This is a genomic window from Aeromonas sp. 600948 (genome assembly GCF_049174875.1).
Taxonomy (GTDB): domain Bacteria; phylum Pseudomonadota; class Gammaproteobacteria; order Enterobacterales; family Aeromonadaceae; genus Aeromonas; species Aeromonas veronii_A.
In genome coordinates, this window is sequence record NZ_JAAKTY010000025.1 from 34,959 (window position 1) to 53,208 (window position 18,250).

15 protein-coding genes and 1 pseudogene are annotated in these 18,250 nt (G+C 62.1%); 3 read left to right on the plus strand and 13 right to left on the minus strand.

Features of this window, described 5'->3' with window-relative positions:
• Positions 1-10: 10 nt before the first annotated feature.
• The 4 genes from G5182_RS17625 to phnR form a co-directional block, all read right to left on the minus strand.
• Positions 11-1,747 (minus strand): putative 2-aminoethylphosphonate ABC transporter permease subunit, encoded by a 1,737-nt coding sequence (locus G5182_RS17625; protein WP_421254577.1) that lies wholly within the window; start codon positions 1,745-1,747, stop codon positions 11-13.
• A complete protein-coding gene (locus G5182_RS17630; RefSeq protein ID WP_042080961.1) occupies positions 1,744-2,838 on the minus strand; it encodes a putative 2-aminoethylphosphonate ABC transporter ATP-binding protein in 1,095 nt (364 codons plus the stop codon). The genes G5182_RS17625 and G5182_RS17630 overlap by 4 nt, the downstream gene beginning before the upstream one ends.
• A gap of 272 nt (positions 2,839-3,110) precedes the next feature.
• Complete coding sequence (locus G5182_RS17635; protein WP_421254578.1) at positions 3,111-4,130, minus strand: putative 2-aminoethylphosphonate ABC transporter substrate-binding protein; 1,020 nt, start codon at positions 4,128-4,130, stop codon at positions 3,111-3,113.
• A 120-nt stretch (positions 4,131-4,250) separates the two neighbouring features.
• Positions 4,251-4,958 carry a phosphonate utilization transcriptional regulator PhnR gene (gene phnR, locus G5182_RS17640; RefSeq protein ID WP_421254579.1) on the minus strand — a complete coding sequence of 236 codons (708 nt, stop codon included), beginning with the start codon at positions 4,956-4,958 and terminating at the stop codon, positions 4,251-4,253.
• 264 nt (positions 4,959-5,222) lie between these two features.
• Here phnR and phnW point away from each other — a divergent pair, with 264 nt between their 5' ends.
• The 3 genes from phnW to phnX are packed head-to-tail and all read left to right on the plus strand — an operon-like array spanning position 5,223 to position 8,633.
• On the plus strand, positions 5,223-6,365 hold the full coding sequence (gene phnW, locus G5182_RS17645; RefSeq protein ID WP_421254580.1) for a 2-aminoethylphosphonate--pyruvate transaminase: 1,143 nt from the start codon (positions 5,223-5,225) through the stop codon (positions 6,363-6,365).
• Positions 6,362-7,801 (plus strand): aspartate aminotransferase family protein, encoded by a 1,440-nt coding sequence (locus tag G5182_RS17650; RefSeq protein ID WP_252657055.1) that lies wholly within the window; start codon positions 6,362-6,364, stop codon positions 7,799-7,801. The genes phnW and G5182_RS17650 overlap by 4 nt, the downstream gene beginning before the upstream one ends.
• A complete protein-coding gene (gene phnX, locus G5182_RS17655) occupies positions 7,794-8,633 on the plus strand; it encodes a phosphonoacetaldehyde hydrolase (RefSeq protein ID WP_252657056.1) in 840 nt (279 codons plus the stop codon). The genes G5182_RS17650 and phnX overlap by 8 nt, the downstream gene beginning before the upstream one ends.
• Before the next feature lie 98 nt (positions 8,634-8,731).
• On the opposite strand, the pseudogene G5182_RS17660 reads toward phnX, so the two are convergent.
• The 9 genes and pseudogenes from G5182_RS17660 to nrfA form a co-directional block, all read right to left on the minus strand.
• A pseudogene (locus tag G5182_RS17660) lies at positions 8,732-9,184 on the minus strand (NUDIX hydrolase).
• Positions 9,185-9,238: 54 nt separating this feature from the next.
• Positions 9,239-9,868: a DUF2268 domain-containing putative Zn-dependent protease gene (locus G5182_RS17665; RefSeq protein WP_252657057.1), complete on the minus strand. Its 630-nt coding sequence runs from the start codon at positions 9,866-9,868 to the stop codon at positions 9,239-9,241.
• A 91-nt stretch (positions 9,869-9,959) separates the two neighbouring features.
• Positions 9,960-11,150 carry a heme lyase NrfEFG subunit NrfF gene (gene nrfF, locus G5182_RS17670; protein ID WP_421254581.1) on the minus strand — a complete coding sequence of 397 codons (1,191 nt, stop codon included), beginning with the start codon at positions 11,148-11,150 and terminating at the stop codon, positions 9,960-9,962.
• Positions 11,147-11,746 (minus strand): DsbE family thiol:disulfide interchange protein, encoded by a 600-nt coding sequence (locus G5182_RS17675; RefSeq protein ID WP_421173116.1) that lies wholly within the window; start codon positions 11,744-11,746, stop codon positions 11,147-11,149. Before G5182_RS17675 ends, nrfF begins: the two co-directional genes overlap by 4 nt.
• Positions 11,743-13,710 (minus strand): heme lyase NrfEFG subunit NrfE, encoded by a 1,968-nt coding sequence (nrfE, locus tag G5182_RS17680; protein ID WP_421254582.1) that lies wholly within the window; start codon positions 13,708-13,710, stop codon positions 11,743-11,745. Before nrfE ends, G5182_RS17675 begins: the two co-directional genes overlap by 4 nt.
• A 162-nt stretch (positions 13,711-13,872) precedes the next feature.
• The gene (nrfD, locus tag G5182_RS17685; protein ID WP_421254583.1) at positions 13,873-14,826 is read right to left on the minus strand and encodes a cytochrome c nitrite reductase subunit NrfD; all 954 of its coding nucleotides are present in this window, start codon (positions 14,824-14,826) and stop codon (positions 13,873-13,875) included.
• Positions 14,827-14,913: 87 nt separating this feature from the next.
• On the minus strand, positions 14,914-15,594 hold the full coding sequence (nrfC, locus tag G5182_RS17690; RefSeq protein ID WP_139734696.1) for a cytochrome c nitrite reductase Fe-S protein: 681 nt from the start codon (positions 15,592-15,594) through the stop codon (positions 14,914-14,916).
• Entirely contained in the window at positions 15,591-16,190 is a 600-nt protein-coding gene (gene nrfB / locus G5182_RS17695; protein ID WP_421254584.1) for a cytochrome c nitrite reductase pentaheme subunit, read from the minus strand. The genes nrfC and nrfB overlap by 4 nt, the downstream gene beginning before the upstream one ends.
• 51 nt (positions 16,191-16,241) lie before the next feature.
• Positions 16,242-17,687: an ammonia-forming nitrite reductase cytochrome c552 subunit gene (nrfA, locus tag G5182_RS17700; RefSeq protein WP_216953481.1), complete on the minus strand. Its 1,446-nt coding sequence runs from the start codon at positions 17,685-17,687 to the stop codon at positions 16,242-16,244.
• Positions 17,688-18,250: the final 563 nt, after the last annotated feature.

Below are 18,250 nucleotides of genomic sequence, written 5' to 3' on the forward strand. Positions count from 1 at the left end.
CTCGATAAGGTTATGGGTGGCGCCAGCGCTGGGTGCGATCCAGCAGGGCGCGGCTCAAAAAGAGCTGGAGCAGCTTGACGGTAGCGGCGGCCAGCAGGATCAGGGTGGCCATGGCGGCGGCCGCGGCGGTATCGCCGGAATCCTCCATATTGAGCACGGCGATGGAGGCGAGCACGCTGTCGCTCGAATAGAGGAAGATCACCGCCGAGGTGGTGGTCATGGCGTTGACGAACAGATAGATAAAGATCTCCAAGAGCGCTGGCAGGGAGGCGGGCAGGGTGACTCGCCAGAACGCCTTCCAGAGCGGAATGCGCAGAGAAATGGCCACCAGCTCCAGCTCCTTGGGCAATTGCTTGAGGCTGGTCAGCGCCGTCATATGACCCACGGTGTAGTAGTGGATGACGCAGGAGAGCACCATTAGTGGCAGGGTGCCGTAGAGGCCGCCAAAGAGCGGATTGCCGTTGAAAAAGAAGATGTAACCGAGCCCCAGCACCATGCCGGGTACCGCCAGCGACAGCATGGCGAGCAGATGCAGCAGCTGGCGCAGCGGCGCGAAGTGGCGCCCCTTCTCCTGCGCCCAGGCCAGCACCATCACCAGCACGGTGCCGATAAGCGCGGTATAGAGGCCCAGCTGCAAGGTGTTGGTAAATGGCTGCCAGCCGTAGACGCTGTTGCTGTCAAAGGCGTAGTGATCCAGCGTCAGCCCGAGGTTGTAGGGCCAGAACTGTACCAGCGAGCCGTAAACCGCCATCCCCACCAGCGCCAGAAACAGCAGGGCCCAGAGGGTACACCAACCGAGCGCCAGCAGATCCCGCAGCCGATGGGGTTTGGGTTGATAGGGCACCGCCTTGGTGCTGCTCTGCTCCTGCATCTTGCTGCGCACTCTGTGCTCGAGTGCAAAGCTCAACAGTGCCGGCAGCAGCAGGGTAACGCTGGCAACGGCGCCGAGTGAGAAGTTCTGCATCCCGATCACCTGCCGGTAGATATCGGTAGCCAGCACGCTGTACTGGCCGCCAATCACCTTGGCTACCCCGAAGTCGCAGATGGTGAGGGTGAAGACGGCGATGGCGGCGCTGAGCAGGCCATAACGGGCGGTAGGCAGGGTGACGGTGACAAAGGTGCGCCAGCCGCTGCTGCCCAGTACCCGGGAGGCTTCATAGAGGCGGGCGTCGCTCTGACCCAGCGCCGTGATAAGGATCATCAGGGCGTGGGGGAAGCACCAGAAGCCAAGGCCAATGACGATGCCGATGGGGCCGTAGATGCTCTCGCCGCCGAGCAGCCCCTTGGCGATCCCCTGATTGCCAAACCAGTAGACCAGACTGATGGCGGGCAACAGGGAGGGCATCAACAGCGGGATCAAACCGATGAGGCGAAACAGGGGCTTGCCCGGCATACAGGTGCGGGTGAGGGCGTAGGCGTAGCCAAAGGCGATGGTCACCACCAGCGCGGTGATCAGCACCCCGAGCCAGAGGGTGTTGCCGATGGTGCGCCCCAGATGAGGGGAGTCGAAGTAGGCGCTGAAGTTGGCAAGGCCCACCCAGAGGCCGTTCTCATCCTGCAGACTTTTTTGCAGCATGGTGAGCAGTGGCAGCAGCAGACCGCCGGTGAGCAGGGCGATGCCGAGCACCAGCAGGATCAGTTGCAGCAGCTGATCCCGGCTCCAGCCGCGACAGAGCCGCTGCCAGCGAGAGTCTTGGCGGGCTGTCGCTGGCGGCAACAGGGAGGAGGTCGCGAAGGGGGCTGTCATGGGCGATCTCCTTCAAACAGCTGCATCGCTCCGGCGGGCCAGTGCAGCGAGCAGCGCATGCCGCTGCGCCAGCCACCCTGTTCGTGGCGGGGCAGCTCGTGGGTCGGGCGCTCCACCAGGATCTGCTGCGGGCCCAGATAGGTGTCGGCGGTGCAGATAAGGCGCTGGGCGGCGCCGAGAAACTCCACCTGATCGATGGTTGCTTCAACGCCATGTTGGCCAAGATACGGCTCGCTCGGCGCACTCAGGGTGATCGCCTCGGGGCGGATCGCCACCTGCAATTTGCTGCCGGCAGCGGCCTGGTTGGCGAGTTGCAGCGGTTGTTCGTTGAGGCGCACCTGAGTGGGGCTCAGCACCAGGGTCTCGAGGAAGTTCATGGTGCCGACAAAGCTTGCCACGAAGCGGCTGGCAGGCTGGTGGTAGATCTCCTGCGGGGTGCCCACCTGTACGATGCGGCCGCCCTCCATCACTACGATGCGGTCGGCCATGGTCAGCGCCTCTTCCTGATCGTGGGTCACCATGATGGTGGTGATGCCAAGGCGCTGCTGCAGGGCGCGGATCTCGCTGCGAAGATGGGTGCGCACCAGTGCATCCAGCGCGCTGAGCGGTTCGTCCAGCAGCAACAAACCGGGGGAGAGGGCGAGCGCCCGGGCCAGCGCCACCCGCTGCTGCTGGCCGCCGGAGATCTGGCTCGGGTATTTGTGGGACTGGGCAGTTAGATCCACCAGCCCCAGCCAGTGATCGACCCGCTCCTTGATGAGATCCCGCGCCAGCCCCTGATTCTCAAGGCCGAAGGCGATGTTCTGGGCCACCGTCAGGTTGGGGAAGAGGGCATAGGACTGAAACACGATGCCAAAATCGCGCTCCTGGGGCGGCAGGCGGGAGATATTGCGCCCCCCTTGCCAGATCTCGCCGTTGTCCGGCAGATCCAAGCCGGCGATGGCTCTGAGCAAGGTGGTTTTGCCGCAGCCGGAGGGGCCGAGAAAGCAGATAAACTCCCCCGGCTCAATGGTCAGAGAGATCCCCTTGAGGGCCTGAAAAGCACCGAACTGCTTGTTGAGATGTTGAATGTCCAGATAGGGCTGGGTCATGGTTCGACTCGCTACTGATTTGGTATATACCAGTTTGCGGGTGAAGTGTGACGGTCAGGTGATCGGGGGATGACAGCTTGATGACAGTCAGATGAGATCGGGTCGTCAGCAAGTGGCTGGGCCCTGTGTGGATGGGCGAAGCGTCGCTAATTGAAGGCAATGCAAACTCGGGAAGTTAAAACCAAAAAGCGAAGGCCAACAGCTGTTGGCCTTCGACTGGCTGTTTATTGGCAGCGGTGTGTCTGGCGTGAACAAACCGCCGCCCTTCACGCTTACTGTTTGGCTTCGGTCTTGCCGTCGAAGCTGGCACTCCACTGGGCCAGAATGGTGTTGCGCTCGCGGGCTGCCCAGCTAAAGTCATTGTCGATCATCTGGCCTTTGATATCCGCCGGATAGCCCGCTCTCGGTTGGGCCACATCGGGGATGGCGACCACGGCGAACGACTTGTTGTAGAGGGCGTTGGCCTGTTCGGTGGCGGCAAAGTCGAGCAGCTGTTTGGCGGCTTTCAGCTTGGGGGTGCCCTTGATGATGGCGGCGGCTTCCATATCCCAGCCCGACCCCTCTTTCGGGAACACCACCTCGATGGGGGCACCCTTGGCCTTGAGGCTGGTGGCCGGGAAGTCGAAGGAGATACCGATCACCGTTTCACCGCTGGCGGCCAGCTTGCAGGGGGCGGAGCCTGAGTGGGTGTAACGGTCGATATTCTGGTGTAGGCCGTTCATGAATTGCCAGCCCTGCTGCTCACCCATGGTCTGCAACCAGCCCGCAACGCTCAGGTAACCGGTGCCGGAGGAGCTGGGGTTGGGCATGATCACCTTGCCCTTGTAGATGGGCTTGGTGAGGTCGGCCCAGCTGGTGGGGGCCGGGATCCCCTGTTTTTCTGCCTCAACCTTGTTGAAGCAGATGGCGCTGAAGAAGGCGTCCAGACCGATCCAGTGCGGCTCGGCCTTGCTGTCGCGAAAGCGGCTGTCGAGCTTCTCCAGTCCTTTCGGTGCATAGGCATTGAGCATCTGCTGCTGATCGAGCTGCATCAGGCTGGTAGCCGCCAGTCCCCATACCACATCCGCTTTGGGCTGGGCTTTTTCTGCCAGCAAGCGGGCGGTGACCACGCCGGTGGAGTCACGCACCCACTTGATGTTGATGTCCGGATGCTGGCGTTCGAACGCGGTTTTCAGCTCGTTGAGCTGCTCCGGTTCGAAGGCGGTGTAGACGGTGAGATCGGTCGCGGCCAGTGCCGGGGCGGTCATGGCAGCCAGCACGGCGGCGGCCAGCAGATGGGTTCCCTGTTTCATCCTCTTCTCCAGTTAAATTGGTTTGGTATAAACCAGATTGGTCGAGAGAGAGGCTAGGGGATCTTTATGACGTGACCGTGACAGCCCCGTGACGTTTTGCCGTTCCTGATTTATCCGTGACTAATCCTGGGTATCCACTTCGATCTCCAGGCTGTCGTGGCGCCAGTACTCCAGATCGAAGTCGAGCACCCGTCCGTGCTGATCGAAGTTGAGCCGCTCGAGGCGCAGGGCGGGCAGACCAGCGGTGGCCCCCAGCGCCTTGGCCACCTCGTCCGGCAGGGCGGTGGGGAAGAAGCGCACCTGCATGCGGGCATAGTGGAGATCGTAATGGGCCTGGTAGATCTCGGTCAGACTGCCGTTGAGATCCAGTGCCAGCAGGCCGGGCACCCGCTCTGGCAGGCAGTGGTTTTCGCAGTAGCAGATAGCGCGCCCGTTGGCGTAGCGCAGCCGTTTGAGCAGAAACAGGCTGTCGAACGGCTTGAGCTGCAACTGCGCCATCAACGCGGGCGGCACCGCCTGGCGGTTTTTTTCCAGCAGCTCGGTGCGCGGCTCACCCCCTTGCTCCCGCACTATCTGGTGAAAGTTGGAGGTGCGTCTGGGATTCAAGCGAAAGCGCGGCGGGGTGACGAACCAGCCGCGGCGATCCTCCCGATAGATAAGGCCGTTCGCCTCCAGCTGCACCAGTGCCTCGCGGATGGTGACCCTTGTGGTGCCATAGAGTTCCCCCAGCAGCCGCTCGGAGGGGAGCTTGTCGTTGGGGGCCAGACCCCCCGCCAGGATCTGGTTGGCGAGGGCATCCTTGATCTGCAGGTATTGCGGTTTGCTCATGAAAATCCCTGGTTTTGCAATAAGTTGTGCAATGAGTTGGGCAATGGGCTGGGCACAGGGCAGGTCATCTGCCCGGTCGTTACACGGCAACATCAACATGCGTTGGTAGATACCAGCAGCGCCCCTGCTGTTCAGGCTTCCTAGATTATCGCGATCCCGGCGCTGAAAATGAATTTTTTGTTGCACGTAGCGCCACCCCTTTGACCTTGGCGGGGCAGTTACCCACAATGTGCTCATTCTGGTATATACCAAAGGAGCGAAGTCATGACCCATATTCCTGCTGCCCCTGCCGCCGTCGATTACCTGCTGCTGACCCCGGGCCCCCTCTCGACCACTGCCACGGTGCGCGCCGCCATGCTGCAAGACAGCTGCACCTGGGATGCGGACTACAACCAGGGGGTGGTGGAGCCCATCCGCCGCGAGCTGGTGCGCCTCGCCACCGGCCCTGAATATCAAAGTGACTACAGCGCCGTCTTGCTGCAGGGGAGTGGCAGCTATGTGGTAGAGAGCGTGCTGGGCTCGGCGATAGGCGTCGATGAGTGTCTGCTGATCATCAACAACGGCGCCTATGGTGCCCGCATGGGGGAGATGGCCCGCTGCCTTGGCCTGCGCCACCACGAGCTGGATTGCGGCGAGACCAACCGCCCCGAACCCGCCGCCATCGAGGCGATGCTGGTGCGCCACCCTGAGATCACCCATCTGGCCATGGTCCACTGCGAGACCACCACCGGCATGCTCAATCCGCTCGATGAGGTAGCTGAGCTCTGCCAGCGTCGTGGCATTCGCCTGATTGTCGATGCCATGAGCAGCTTTGGCGGTATCCCCATCGACATGGGACGCCTTGGCATCGAGTTTCTTATCAGCTCGGCCAACAAGTGCATTCAGGGGGTGCCGGGCTTTGGCTTCGTCATCGCCCGCCGCGCTGCGCTGGCGGCCTGCGCCGGTCGTGCCCGCTCGGTCTCCCTCGACCTGCACGCCCAGTGGCAGACCATGGAGCAGCAAGGGGGCAAGTGGCGCTTTACCTCGCCCACCCATACCGTGCTTGCCTTTGCCCAGGCGCTGCGCGAGCTGGACGAGGAGGGGGGCATCGCCGCCCGCCATCAGCGTTACAATGAAAATCAGCGCACGCTGGTGGCGGGGATGGCTGCCCTCGGCTTTGCGCCACTGCTGCCAGAACAGTGGCAATCTCCCATCATCACCGCCTTCTACTCTCCGACCCACCCTGACTACCGCTTCGCCGACTTCTACCAGCGGCTCAAGGCACAGGGTTTTGTTATCTACCCGGGCAAGGTCTCCCAGGCCGATTGCTTCCGTATCGGCAATATCGGTGATGTGACCCCGGGGCGGGTGCGCGCTCTGCTCGCCGCCATGGCCAGCGCCTGCTACTGGCAAGGGGACGCGCGATGACCAGCATGCTGGCTCAGGGTCGTGATCTGCGTGGCCGCGATTTGCATGACCATAAGCTGCACGGCAGCGGCCGCGCCGATAGCGAAGGGGATATCAACCTTGGCGAGGGGCGGGCGCGCTGGTGGGCTGACCAGAGCGAGGCGGTGCAGGCGGGATTGGCGGAGGATAGCCGCTACTTTCTCCATCAGGCACTCTCCACCCCCTGTCTGGATTTGATCGAGGGGGCGCAGGGGAGCTGGTTGACCAGCGTATCGGGCAAGCGTTACCTCGATTTTCACGGCAACAGCGTCCATCAGCTGGGCCACGGCCACCCCAGGGTGGTGGCCGCGGTGCAGCAGCAACTCGCCAATCTGCCGTTTGCACCCCGCCGCTACACCCATCAGGTTGCCATCGACTGCGCCCGCACCCTGGCTGAACTGGCCCCCGGCGATCTCAACCGGGTGCTGTTCGCCCCCGGCGGCAGCGAGGTGGTGGGGATTGCCCTGAAGCTTGCCCGTTTCATCACCGGCAACAGCAAAGTGGTGTCCCTGTGGGATGCCTTTCACGGCGCCTCCCTCGATGCCATCTCGGTTGGTGGCGAGGCCTGTTTTCGCGCTGGTATGGGCCCGCTGATGGCCGGCGTGGAGCGCATTCCACCGCCCACCCGTTATCGCGGCGTCTGGTATCGCGGGGAGGGGGATGACCAGCACTACGCCGATTATCTGGAGTACGTCATCGAGAAGGAGGGAGGGATCGGCGCCTTTATCGCCGAACCTATCCGCAACACCGATGTGCAGGTGCCCTCGAAGGCCTACTGGCAGCGGGTGCGCGAGATCTGCGATCGCCACAAGGTGCTGCTGATCGTCGACGAGATCCCCAACGCCCTGGGGCGCACTGGCCACTGGTTCAGCTTTGAAGAGTTTGGCATCGAGCCTGACATCATCTGTCTGGGCAAGGGGTTGGGGGGCGGGGTGGTACCGTTTGCCGCGCTCATCACCCGCGACCGTTTCAATCAGGCCGCAGCTATTTCGCTCGGTCACTACACCCACGAGAAGAGCCCTATCGGCTGCGCGGCGGCCCTCGCCACTATAGAGACAATCCGCGAAGCTGGATTGCTGGCAAAAGCGCAGGAGGATGGCCGTTTTATGGCGGCCGAGCTCGCGGCGCTTGCCGAGCGTCACCCGCTGATCGGGCAAGTGCGGGGTATCGGTTTGCTCTGGGCACTCGATCTGGTGGTCGATCATCAGAGTCGCACCCGCAACAGCCAGGCCGCCGAGCGGCTGCTCTACCGCTGTCTGGAGCTGGGGCTCAGCTTCAAGGTCTCCCAAGGGAACGTCATCCAGCTCTCGCCGCCGCTCAATATCGCCCGCGCCGATCTGGTGCGCGCCATCACCATTCTCGATCGCGCCCTTGGCGAGATCGCACTTTCACCGAAACAGGAACACCACCATGACTGACTTGCAGATTGCTGTAGACCCGACCATCGACGTGGAGGCGCTGATCCTCGACTGGGCCGGCACCGTCGTTGATTTCGGCTCCTTCGCCCCCACCTCCATCTTCGTCGAGGCCTTCGCCCGCGCCTATGACTTTGCTGTGACCCTGGACGAAGCACGCCAGCCCATGGGCCTTGGCAAGTGGGATCATATCTCTGCGTTGGGCCGTCTGCCTTCGGTGGATGCGCGCTGGCAGGCCCGCTTCGGCCACCCCATGAGCCACGCCGAGGTGGACCACATTTATCACACCTTTATGCCGCTGCAGATTGCCGCGGTGACCCGCTTCGCCGACCCCATCCCCGGTGTGCTGCCGGTGCTGGATGCTCTGCGGGTGAAGGGGATGAAAATCGGCTCCTGCTCCGGTTATCCCCGTCCTGTGATGGAGGCGCTGGTACCTGCTGCGGCCGATCACGGCTATCGGCCGGATCACTGGGTCGCCACCGATGACCTCAAAGCCGGTGGTCGCCCCGGTCCCTGGATGGCGCTGGCCAACGTGATTGAGCTGGGAATCAGCGCCGTGCATCGCTGCATCAAGGTGGATGACGCCGTGCCGGGTATCAGCGAAGGATTGAACGCGGGCATGTGGACGGTGGGATTGTCGGTTTCCGGTAACGAATTTGGCGCCACCTGGGACGAGTTTGTCGCCATGAGCGAGGCGGAGATCGCCGCCCGGCGCGCACCGGCGGAGGCCAAACTGCGGGCGGCGGGGGCGCACTATGTGATTGATACCCTTGCCGACATCGCCCCGGTTATCGCCGATATCAACCGTCGTCTGGCCGCTGGCGAGCGGCCGTAGGCCATTGGTGGGGTCTAACAAAAGCGCTTGGCTGGCTTTAGATAAAACACGCCCCCATCCGGGGGCGTGTTGCATTTACAGGGGGAAGTTGTGCGCGGTCAGCGGATATCGACCCGCATCAGGGGAGAGGGAGCATTGTCGACAAAATGGTGCCAGATATGGTCGTAGAGCGCCTTCTGGCCGGGGAAATTCACCAGCGCCTTGGCTTCGGCCAGGGAACATCAGCGGTATTCGGTGTGCTCATCGTTGAGGGTCACCGCCTGATTGGGCGGGCAATAGACCACAAAGACCGGTACCACCTCCACCGTATTCAAGGCGGCATCGTAGAACTGCTCCAGATACTGGCCGTTGTAGAGTTCGGTGACCCTGAGCCCCGTCTCTTCGCCAAACTCCCGAATAATGGTCTGCCAGCCGGTTTCACCCGCCTCCACCGTGCCCGCCACATGGCACCAGAAGCCCCCCTTGACCCGTTTCATCACCAGCAATTTTGTTTCGCCATCAACAGTGGTAAGGGCAACGCCGGAGACGGCTTTGCAGCGAATGGGGATCATGAGCTTCTCTCCGGATTTGTGCTCTGTAATCGCCACGAACAGTGTGAAGGCGTGTTAATTGAAATACGCTTCGGCGGGTAGGCCCATGACCTCTATTTCATTCAGGCCGCTTTTGGCCAGATAGCTGGCCACCAGATTGAACCCCACCCAGTAACCGGCATATTTGGGAAATGGCCGGTTATCACGGCAGTAGAAAAAGTCTAAATAGTTGAACTGCTTGCTGGATAGATGGGGTGTCATCTCTGCCAGGAGCGATTGCCAGTCATGGTGATGAGACTCCTTGAACAGCGAGGGGAGTGTGCCACCATTGAACCTCTGCTCAAAGTAGCAGGCCAGCCCTTCAAAAATCAGGGTCTCGGCCAGTGTTTCTGCTTCCACCTTGTTCTTCTTTTGCACTATATGGTGGACTTCGTGGGCCAGCACGGCAGGCAATTCGGTGATGATCACCTCTTTGATATCAGGCCGTTCCAGATCAAGCTGGAGTTCTACCCGATACATGTTGATGGCCCAGCCACCGATACCCGAATCGGGAGCATCCCCTTCGACAAAAGGGCTGAAGGTGACATCCAGTTGGGAGAGATCGAACAAGGCATTCAATTTGTGCGCCGTCTCGGCAAAAACGTGCCTAATGGTGTCATCGAGCCCATCGAATTTGCCCGAGTCGTTTAACAGGGTGAGTTGCATCCAGACATCCTTGTCTATTGAAAGAGAGTGCTGAACCACTTGCGTGGTCGCGGCGCCATATCACCACGATTACCCTATTTCAATCAATGGGTTACCCGCCCATTATGCTTGCCGTCTGGATCGCCTCAATCAGCGCGGCCCGGTTGATGCGAGGGCGCTCGCCATCGAGCAGTTGCTGCCACAGCACAATGGCCTGGTTGTAGCGGCCATGCAGAAAGTGATCGGAGGCGAGCAGCATCAGGGCGCTCACTTCCCCCGCGTCCTGCTTGAGGGCGCTCTCCAGCAGGCGGGTTGCCTCGGGAGTCAGCTGCTGGCCCGCCTGATAGTAGAGCACGGTGGCTTGCGCGGCTTGAGTCGCCGCGCTGGCGCCCCCCTCCAGCAGAGCGAGACGCTGGTAGGCGAGCAGGGCGTTGTCATATTCGCCCCGATAGAGATAGAGCTGGCCCAGCGCCGCCCAGCTGTCGAGATCGGCGGGGTTGGTTTGCAGGCGCTGGTGCAGGGCGCCCAGCTCCTTGTCCTGCAGATCCCGCGGGCTCAATCCCGCCAGCGGATCGGTGCGCGACTGATAAGCCTGCCACGCCTGATAGCGGCCGGTGCCGGCATAAATGCCCGCCATCAGCGCCAGCAACAGGGCCCCAAGCAGTATCCATGACCGCAGCCAGGGCAGCGGACGGGCGGTGCGATCCTTGGCCAGCCGCTCGCGCAGGGCCTGCTCGGCGGTTGGGGTGGTGTTGGCGAGGCGGGCCAGCTCCAGCTCCCGGTAGAGGCGGCTGTGGGGTGCAAGCCCCGCCTGCTGCTCGGCCATGATCAGCCGGTTCAGCTCGGCCCTGGGGTCGTGGGCGAGCATCCCCTCGGCTCTGTCGCCAATAAGCGGTACCCGCGCCGGTTGCTGACGATGCAGGCTTCTGCGCAGGCGATGGAGCGCCAGCAACAGCAAGAGGGCGGGGCCGCCCCACAGCAGCGCCGTGCTGCGCTTGAAGGGGGGATCGTAGCGGACGAAATCGCCGAAGCGCTCCGTCATGCGGGCGATCACCTGCTCATCAGACTGCCCCTCGTCCACCCAGCGGTAGACCTCGAGCCGCAGATCCCGGGCGATGGGGGAGTTGGATTCCACCAGATTCTGGTTCTGGCACTGGGGGCAGCGCAGGGCGCGGGCCAGCTCTTGCGCCCGATTTTGCAGCTCGGGGTGGCGAAACTGATAGGTATCGACCCCGCTGGCAAGGGCCCCGAAGCTCAAGGCCAGCAAGAGCGGCGCGATCAGGGCGTGGCCGAGGCGGCTCATGGCTTGCTCTCCTGCACTTGTCTCTTTACTTCTCTCTCCACTGCTCTTTCCACTTCGGGCTGGCTGGCGCTGTTGCTGCGGGCCTTTGCAAGCAGGGGGGCAAACTGGCGTTGCCAGATCTCGCGGGTGAGCAGGCCGGTATGGCGGGTCAGCAGGGTGCCGTCGCCGGCAAAGAGATAGGTCTCCGGCGTGCCGTAGACGCCGAGCTCAAGGGCCAGTCGGCCGTCGGGGTCGGCCAGCACGGTGCGGTAGGGGTTGCCCGCCTCGGTGAGCCAGGCGCGGGCGGCGTCCCCCTTGTCCCGGTAGTTGAGGCCATAGAGGGGCACGGCGCTGGCCAGCTCACCCAGCAGCGGATGCTCGGCGCGGCAGTTGGGGCACCAGCTGGCCCAGACGTTGAGCACGAAGGGCTCCCTCTTGAGCGCCGCGGTGTGGATGGGGGCGCCGCCAAGCAGATCATCACTCTGCCAGGCAGGCAGAGTGCGGCCGGCGATGGCCTCATCCTGGCTGTAGGGGTTGTTGCCAAGGCCGAGCCAGAGCAGGGCACCGAGCCCCAGGGTGAGCACGAGTGGCACGAACAGGCGCAAACGAGCGTTCATAAGGACTCCTGTTCAAGCCGAGGGTAGGGGGCGGTAGTTGGCGCAGGATGGCTAGCCAGCAGCGGCCGGCGGGCGAGCAGGCGCAGGGTGCCACCCGCCATCATCAACAGGCCGCCGAGCCAGATCCAGCGTACCAGCGGCTTGTAGTGCAGTCGCATGGCATAGGCGCCGGGTCCCATCTTCTCGCCAAGCACCACGTAGAGATCGCCGAGCATTCCCCATTTGATCCCGGGCTCGTTCATGTTCATGGTGCGCACGCTGTAGTGACGCCGCTCCGGCGTCAGCCGCGCCTCCTCTTTACCGTCCTTGTGCACGCTAAGCGTGATGCGCTCGGCGGTGTAGTTGGGGCCGATGATGGGCTCGCTCCCCTCATAGCGAAACTCGAAGGCGCCGAGCCGATAGGGCTGGCCTGCGGCGAGTACCGCGCCCCCCTCCTGACTGTGGTGACTCACCTGAGCGATGCCGAGGGCGCACACCGCCACCCCGAGGTGGGCCAGCAGGCTGCCGAACCGATTGAGGGTGAGCTCACGCCGCGACGTCAGTTGCAAGAGCGGGAGCAACAGGCTGGCCATCAGCCAGAGGCTCACCATATTGGCGAGGATACCGCTCCAGCTAGCGGAAAACGATCCCTGTTCCAGATAGGCAAGGCTAAGCAGCCCGCCACCAAGCAGGCCAAACAGTGGCGGCAACAAAGTGTTGAGTCGGGAACCTGCGGCAAGCAGCTGCCAGCGCAGGCGCGGCAGTTGGGTCATCAGCACCATCAGGCAAAGGGCCAGCGGCACGAAGATGGTATTGAAATAGGGGGCGCCCACCGAGAGCGAGCCCAAATGGAGCGACTGGAACACCATGGGGTAGAAGGTGCCGAGCAACACGCTGGCGCAGGCCACGCAGAGCAGCAGGATGGTGGCGCCGAGCAGCCCCTCTTTTGACAAGAAGCCAAAGCGGGCATAGGGGGCGCGAATATCCGCCCGCAGGGCAAACAGGGTGAGGGCGCTGGTCAATAGCAAGCCGAGCAGCAACAAGAGGGTGAGGCCGCGGCTGGGGTCCACCGCAAAAGCGTGCACCGAGGTGAGCACCCCGGAGCGCACCACAAAGGTGCCGAGCAGGCTCAAGGCGAAGGTGAAGATGGAGAGCAACAGCACGGCGTGGCCGTAAGCGCCGCGCTTCTCGCAGACAATCAGGGCGTGCAGCAGGGCAGTGCCCAGCAGCCAGGGCAAGAGAGAGGCGTTTTCCACCGGATCCCAGAACCACCAGCCGCCCCAACCGAGCTCGTAATAGGCCCACCAGGAGCCCAGCACTATGCCGGCGGTGAGAAAGACCCAGGAGCCGAGCGCCCAAGGGCGACTCCAGTGGGCCACGGCGCCATCCAGTCTGCCCGAATGGAGCGCCGCCATGGCGAAGGCGAAGTTGACCGCAAAGCCGACGTAACCGAGATAGAGCAGGGGCGGGTGGATGATGAGGCCGATATCCTGCAGCATGGGGTTGAGATCGCGCCCCTCCAGCGGCCCCGGGAACTGGCGGTCAAACGGGCTGGAGAAGATCAGGGTATAGAGGCCGAACAGCCCGACGATCAGCCCCATGATGGCCAATACCCGGGTTGTAATAAGCGGATCGACCCGCTTGGAGCAAAGGGCCACCAGAGCGCCCCACAGCCCCAACGCAAAGACGAAAAAGAGCATGGAGCCCTCGTGGCCCCCCCATACCGCCGCCAGCTTGAAGCCCAGGGGCAGGGCACTGTTGGCGTGCTGGGCCACATAGCTGACGGTGAAATCATCTTGGCCAAAGCAGCTGGCGAGCAGCAGCAGGGCGGTCAACAGCAGGAGCGCGACCAAGAGGGCCAACGGTTTTGCGCAGCCGAGCAGCGGGCGTGAGGCGAGCCACAATCCCAGCCAGGGCAAGGTGCCTTGCAGCAGGGCGAGCCCGGTCGCCAGCAACAGTGAGAGATAGCCGAGCTCCGCCAGCACACAACCTCCAGTCAATCATTTGTCTATGTTATGCCGCAGCGTCTGCACCGTACCGGCGCTGGGGAATAGCATCCACATTTCTGGCAACAATCAATCGCAACAACTCATCGCAACAAATAAGCGCCAGTCACCCGAAGGTGGCTGGCGCCGGTGAGTATACGGTTACACGACCGTCATCTGGCCGGCATAGAGCACGAAGTAGCGCAGCAGCAGGATCCCCACCAGGGTCAGGCTGCAGACCAGCACCAGATGGCCATTGCGCTCCCGCAGGGGCGCCGGGGTCAGCAGGGCCAGCAGTTGGGGCAGCAGCATGCCGATCCCCACCACCCCTATCCAGAACACCTGAGCCCAGAAGCCGCTGCCGATGGCCCCCCACATCGCCACCTCTTTCTGGCCGCCACCGAAGTAGAGGCCGGTAAAGAAGCAGACCAGCAGCAACACCTCCACCGCCAGTACCGGCCGCTCGAAGCGATGCACAAAACTTACCCCCTGGCTGTGGTGGTTCTCCTTGAACAGGGTGACCGCCAGCAAGATGGTAGAGGCGATGCCGGAGCTGATGCCCGAGACCAGAAACAGCACCGGCAGCACCGGGTTGTTCAAGAGCGGATAGGTCTTGAGTGCCGAGAGCAGAAAGCCAGTGTAGGCCCCCAGCAGCACGGCAAGCAGCAGCAAGAGCGGCGCCAGCAGCCGTTCGATGCGGGCGAGCAAGCCAATCAGCCCATCCACAAATGCGAACTTCTCTTTCAGCAACCGGCTGCGCATTGTCTCGATCTCGGTGTGAAACACCACCGCCAGCCAGGCGAACAGCACCGCCATATAGAGCTGAAACAGCATGACCCCCATCGACATCACTGAGTCGAACTGGTAGTGGAACATCAGCTTCCAGAAGGTCCAGGGGCGGGCCAGATGGAAGATAAGGATCAGTAACCCCAGGATCACGCTCGCTGGCGCCAGAATGGCGGTCGCCTTGATGATGCCGCTCTCGCTGCCTGCCCCCTTGCGGCGCAGCAGCACCGAGAGGGTGGTGGCCCCGGCGGAGATGCCGAGCAGAAAGAGATAGATGGCGATGGGCCAGTCCCATACCAGAGAGGGGAAGTGAAATGCGTCATGCAACATGATCCATTCCTCCTTCTGTTACTGCGGTAGATGGCGATGGGGCAAATCCCCACACCAGCGAGGGGAAGTGAAATGCCGCTTGTATGGTCATGACGTTATCTCCCCTTTGGGCACGCGGTACATCTTGGGCGAGGTGCCGAGTGCCTGCTTGTAGCGATAGGTGGTCTCTTTCACCAGCCGTTTGGCGATGGGGCTGTCCGGATCATCCAGATTACCGAACACCAGCGCCTTGGTGGGGCAGGACTCCACGCAGGCTGGCTCCTTGCCCGCCGCCAGGTTGGTCTTGCGGCAAAAGTCGCATTTGTCCGCCACTCGGGTGACCGGGTTGATAAAGCGCACCTGATAGGGGCAGGCGGCCAGGCAATACATGCAACCGACGCAGAGATCCGGGTTGACGTCGACGATGCCATCCTCCTTGCGGATATGGGAGGCACCGGTCGGGCAGACGTGTACGCAGGGGGCGTTGTCGCAGTGCTGGCAGGACTTGCGAAAGAAGCGGTACTCGGCGTCGGGAAATTCACCGACCGGGCCTGAGCGGATGATCTCGAGGCGCGAGACCCCTTCCGGCACCTTGTTGACCTCCCGGCAGGCATCCATGCAGGCGGTGCAGCCGATGCAGGCCGTCTCATCGTGGATCATGCCATAGCGGATCCCGTCGATGGTCTGGCTGTGGGCGAGGGGGGTAGCAAGGGAACGAGTCGGCCCCGTCATCATGATAAGGGCCCCCGCGCCCATGCCCGCCATAAAGTCACGGCGAGAGCAGCTCATGATGCCTCCTTGCCGGTAGCCGGTTTGGACTGCTCCTGCCGGGCCTTGCTGGCCTCATGCTGCTTGCTGTGGCAGTCGACGCAGAGCTTGATGCGGGACTTCTCCGGTAGCCCCACCATGGGCTCCTTGACCGGATGCAGCTGGTGGCAGCTGGTGCAGGTGAGCTTGGTAGCGTGCACATCGTGGGCCCAGAGCGTCTCGCGAAGCTCTTTGGGCTCGTGGCAGCTCATGCAGACCCCGTTCTGCTCGCTGATGGGATAAAGCTTGATGCTCTCTTTATCCTTCAGGCTGTGGCTGAAGCGCATCACATCCTTGACCCCTTCCCTGTGCTGGGGGGAGGGCTGGCCGTGGCAGTTGGTGCAGGTCACCTGTTTAAGGTTGTTGGGATTGGTCGCCTGACCATGCTTGCCGTGCATCCCTTCGCTCTGCTCCTTGTGACAGTCGGTACAGGCCTTGTCGGGATTGCGTAAAAATTCCACCTCATGTGTAGCTGGAACAGGGGCTGCTGCCGACTCGGCCGCCTGACCCTGCAGGCTGGTGAGCAGCATGGCTGCCATCAGCATCAGTCGTAATAAATCCATCGTTAAATTACCCATAGGAAGCCTCCATCCATTGCGGGCCAGGTTTGGCCGGGCCCGCAGGCGCCGTTACTGTGCCAGCCGTCCGGCCGCTTTGGCCTCGGCATCCCAGGCGGGGACCGTGGTCTTGAGGAACTGGGCCTTGTCGCTGTTGAACTGCTTCATATCCATGCCAAGGGCCGCTTGTGCTTTCTCCTTGGTGGAGATGTCGGGGATGGCGATTTCGTGGCTGATCCCCTTGCTGGCCAACAGGCGCGCCAGCTTGGTGCGGGCGTCAGCGGCTTTATCCAGCGCGCTGCCAAGTACCTTGAGGGCCACTTCGGGGGCGTGCATCTGCACCCCGTGGGAGGCGATGGCGTAGTCCCAGCGCCACTGGGCGTGACGGATGTCCTGCAGAATATCCTTCATCTCTGCCTCGGTGGCGCCAGCATCCCAGGCCGCCTTGGCTTCAAAGTGGGCGTGTACCAGCTGCTTCTCGACCTTCAGCTTGGTCTCGATCACCGCCTCTTTGCGCTGCTTGACGATCCCCTGCAGCATCTCCTTGCTCTGGGTGTGGCAGTTGCGGCAGGTCTGCTCGAAACGATCGAAGGGGTTGCCCACCTTGTGATCCGTGTAGACCTTGCCCTGCTCGTTCTGCACCTTGGGCATATGGCAATCGACACAGGCGACGTTGTTCTGGCCGTGAATGCCGGCGCGCCAGGTTTCGTACTCGGGGTGCTGGGCTTTGAGCATGGGGGTTTTGGAGAGGGCATGGGTCCAGTCGGCAAAGCCGATTTCATCGTAATAGGCCTCCATCTGCTCCACCGTGGTGCCCTTGTCCCAGGGGAATTTGACCGCCTTGGTGGGGCCGCTGAAGTAGTACTCCACGTGGCACTGGCCGCACACCTGGGACTGCTGATCAAAGCGCCCCTGCTCCTTGAACGGCTTGCCGATGGCTGTCATGGCCCGATCGGCATAGGGACGGGAGAGGTGCAGGGCCGGTTTACCCTCCTTGAACTCCTTCGAGGCGGTGTCGTGGCAGTCGGCGCAGCCGATGGTGTTGACGATCTCGGGGCCGCCCTTGGCCCACATCCCTTTGAAGTAGCCATCCTCACCCTGCTCGTCGATGACGCGGGCCACATCCGGGCCTTTGCAGCTCCAGCAGGCCATGGGCAGGGGGCCATCTTCGGCTGTTTTCGGGGCGCCGGTGCGCAGGGTTTCGCGCACATCGGTCAGGGCATAGAAGTGACCGCGCGGCTTGTTGTAATCCTTGGCGAAGGGGTAACCGCCCCACAGCACCACCATGTTGGGATCTTCCGCCAGCGCATCGGTGCGTTCCTTGCTTTCGCTGGTGGCTTGCCAGCTGGTGAACTGATCGGCGTGATCCTTGGCGAACAGCTCGCTGCGCGCCTCGATCTTGCCTTTGGGTTGCGTGTCATCGGCTGCCTGTGCCCAGCCGCTGGTGCCAAGGCTGGTAGTCAGCAGCAGGGCGGCGAGGCCCAGCTTGATCTGTCTGTTGCGTGAACTCACGATCATCACTCCCTAATCGATCTCATTGCCAGACCTGACAGTTCCATCCTGGATGTGGGCATTGGTTCGCCCCCGCCAAGCAGGAGCAGGCAGGCCGCTTCATTGTTATTAGTGAATAAAACCCATGTTTTTATGCGATTGCTCGAGTTGGATATTACCAAATGGGTAAAAAGAATGATGATTTATCAGAGGGGGGCTTGCGCTAGATCAATTACCGAGAGCACCAACAGACAGAAATGAGATCCCGGTTAAATTATTAAGAAAGTCAGAATATTGGAAGTGTAATGAGTCTCTGTGGCGGGACGGAGCGACACCTGAGGTATGCCTGTGTTATTTGGCAAGGCATGCAGGGTTATCTGTCATATCAATTATCTATTTATGGGTATAAAAATAATAAATGAATAAATATTCTTTTTTTGAGAGGGCTGTCGGTTACAGTCTGTACGGGCCGGGCGTTCCGCCGATGGGCGAGATGGTCGGCAACATCAATGAGAGAAGCCGGCAATGCCGGCTCCTCTCAGGTCTTATCGTGATCAGATACTGTTTGGGTTGCAGCCCCAAAGGCATGG